The sequence below is a fragment of the Micromonospora sp. NPDC003776 genome, assembly GCF_053605645.1.
Map to the genome: position 1 here is coordinate 1 of NZ_JBSGJR010000725.1, position 2,971 is coordinate 2,971.

The following is a 2,971-nucleotide window of genomic DNA, read 5'->3' on the forward strand; positions in this document are numbered from 1 at the left end:
GGAGGGGCCGCACCGGCCCCTCCCCGCCCGCGTGTCCCGCCACCGCGTGCCGCCCCGGCCAACGGGGTGTCCGGGGTGAGGATGGGAGGCCGGCGACCGGCGTACGGGTCGATGTGACACACTCGCGGCTCGGCACGTCTCGATGCCCGGGCTCGATGGGAGGGACCGATGGGTCAGCCGCACCCGAGGGTGGCCACCGGCGTCGCCCTGCTCGCGCTCCTGCCGGTCGCCCTGGCCGGCTGCGGCCTCACCGGCGGGGACGACTCCGACGGCGGCGCCGGCTCCGGCACCCCACAGAAGGCCCCGGCCGAGGAGGCCGCCGCCAAGAGCCGGGAACGGGTGCAGGCGTACCTCGACGCGATGGCCGCCAAGGACGTCGACGCCGGCCGCAGCCAGCTCTGCGCGCCCGCGCAGGCCGCCTTCGACGCGGACGCCACCGGCCCGAACGGCGACTTCGCCGACCACTTCACGGTGCCGCAGGCCACCATCACCGACGTCCGCTCCGGCCCGCACGGGCAGGAGGTCAGCACGGCCGTGACGGTCGCCGCCGGCGGCCGCAAGGCCACCCGGCCGCTGCTGTTCACCGTCACCCGCAGCGGGGCCGACTGGTGCATCGCGGGCGAGGCGCCGGGCGGCAACACCCCGGAGCCGGCCACCACCCCGTGACCCGGCACCCGGGCTGACCTGCGGTGTGGCGGGCGTCTCCCAGTGGCCGGAACCGTGCCCCTCGACGGCAGGTCGCCCCGGCGGTCGCCGTACGCTTTCTGTCATGCGCCATGAGTGGCATCAACTGAGTCACCCCGCGGTGGGCAGCCCGAGCCTGCAGACCAGCCGTCCGACCGTCGACTCCGCCGAGGACGCGGCCCTCGGCCTGGACCGCTGGCGGGACCTGCCCCGCGCGCAGACCCCGCCCTGGCCGGACCCGGCCCGGGTCGCCGAGGTCTGCAAGGTGCTCGACACCGTGCCCTCGGTGGTCGCCCCGTACGAGGTCGACCAGCTCCGGCAGCGCCTCGCGCTGGTCTGCGAGGGCAAGGCCTTCCTGCTCCAGGGCGGGGACTGCGCGGAGACCTTCGCCGACAACACCGAGAGCCACCTGCTGGCCAACGCCCGCACCCTGCTCCAGATGGCGATCGTGCTGACCTACGGCGCGTCCCTGCCGGTGGTGAAGGTGGCCCGGGTCGCCGGCCAGTACACCAAGCCGCGGTCGCTGCCGACCGACGCGCGCGGCCTCCCGGCCTACCGCGGGGACATGATCAATTCGCTGGAGGCCACGCCGGAGGCGCGGGTCGCCGACCCGCAGCGCATGATCCGGGCGTACGCCAACTCGGCCGCCGCCATGAACATGCTGCGGGCGTACCTGGCCGGCGGGCTGGCCGACCTGCACGCGGTGCACGACTGGAACAAGGACTTCGTCCGGCAGTCGCCGGCCGGCGAGCGCTACGAGGCGATCGCCCGGGAGATCGACCGGGCCATCGCCTTCATCCGGGCCTGCGGGATGACCGACGAGGAGGCCCTGCGGACGGTCACCCTCTACTGCTCCCACGAGGCGCTTGCGCTGGAGTACGACCGGGCGCTCACCCGGATCTCCGACAACCGGGCGTACGGGCTCTCCGGGCACTTCCTCTGGATCGGTGAGCGCACCCGGCAGCTCGACGGCGCGCACATCGACTTCATCTCCCGGCTCGCCAACCCGATCGGCGTGAAGCTCGGCCCGACCACCACCCCGGACGAGGCCATCGAGCTGTGCGAGAAGCTCAACCCGGACAACGTCCCCGGCCGGCTCACCCTGATCAGCCGAATGGGCAACCACCGGGTCCGGGACGCCCTGCCGCCGATCGTCGCCAAGGTCACCGCAGCCGGCGCCAAGGTGGTCTGGCAGTGCGACCCGATGCACGGCAACACCCACGAGTCCTCGAACGGCTACAAGACCCGGCACTTCGACCGGATCGTCGACGAGGTGCTCGGCTACTTCGAGGTGCACCGCGGCCTGGAGACCCACCCGGGCGGGCTGCACGTCGAACTGACCGGCGAGGACGTCACCGAGTGCCTCGGCGGCGCCCAGGGCATCGAGGACCTCGACCTGCCCGATCGGTACGAGACCGCCTGCGACCCGCGACTGAACACCCAGCAGTCGCTGGAGCTGGCCTTCCTGGTTGCGGAGATGTTGCGTGGCTGACCTGATCGATCTTCGTTCCGACACCGTGACCCGGCCCACCGCCGGGATGCGGGAGGCGATGGCCGCCGCCGAGGTCGGCGACGACGTGTACGGCGAGGACCCCACCGTCGCGGCGCTGGAGGCCGAGGTCGCCGGGCTCTTCGGGCACGAGGCCGCGCTCTTCGCCCCGACCGGCTCGATGGCCAACCAGATCGCCCTCCAGCTGCTGGTGCCGCCCGGGGACGAGCTGCTCTGCGACGCCGACGCGCACGTCGTCACGTACGAGATCGGCGCGGCGGCCGCGTACGGCGGGATCTCCTCGCGGACCTGGCCGGCGGTCGGCGCGGAGATCGACCCCGACGTGGTGGCCGGGATGGTCCGGCCCGACGGCTACTTCGCCGTGCCGACCCGGGCGATCGCCGTCGAGCAGACGCACAACCGGGGCGGCGGTGGGGTGATCCCGCTGCCGACGCTGCGCGAGCTGCGCCGGATCGCCGACGACCACGAGCTGGCCCTGCACTGCGACGGCGCCCGCATCTGGCACGCGCACGTGGCCGACGGCGTCCCGTTGCACGAGTACGGCGCGCTCTTCGACACCCTGTCGGTCTGCCTCTCCAAGGGCCTCGGCGCGCCGGTCGGCTCGCTGGTGGTGGGCAGCGCGGAGAAGATCGCCCGGGCCCGGTTCGTCCGCAAGCGGATGGGCGGCGGCATGCGGCAGGTCGGTGCTCGGCGACCCGGCCGGCTTCGGCCTGGTGCTGGGAGTGTTCTCGGGCGGGGCGCTGCTGGGCAACCTACTCTTCACCGTGGCCGGCACCC

General features: G+C 73.7%; 3 protein-coding genes. All 3 read left to right on the forward strand.

The features are described 5' to 3' along the window. The first annotated feature begins 168 nt into the window (after positions 1 to 168). Positions 169 to 666, forward strand: coding sequence for a hypothetical protein (locus tag ACWEVO_RS33990; RefSeq protein WP_452311514.1), 498 nt, complete (start codon positions 169 to 171; stop codon positions 664 to 666). 103 nt (positions 667 to 769) lie between these two features. Then, on the forward strand, positions 770 to 2,176 hold the full coding sequence (locus tag ACWEVO_RS33995) for a class II 3-deoxy-7-phosphoheptulonate synthase (RefSeq protein WP_452311515.1): 1,407 nt from the start codon (positions 770 to 772) through the stop codon (positions 2,174 to 2,176). Between the two features lies 1 nt (position 2,177). Beyond that, the coding region (locus ACWEVO_RS34000; RefSeq protein WP_452311516.1) for a threonine aldolase family protein at positions 2,178 to 2,971 on the forward strand (794 nt) is incomplete at its 3' end.

Excerpts from the sequence above, each read along its gene's own strand:
- ACWEVO_RS33990 (WP_452311514.1), top strand. The coding sequence starts at position 169 with ATGGGTCAGCCGCACCCGAGGGTGGCCACCGGCGTCGCCCTGCTCGCG.
- ACWEVO_RS33995 (WP_452311515.1), top strand. The coding sequence starts at position 770 with ATGCGCCATGAGTGGCATCAACTGAGTCACCCCGCGGTGGGCAGCCCG.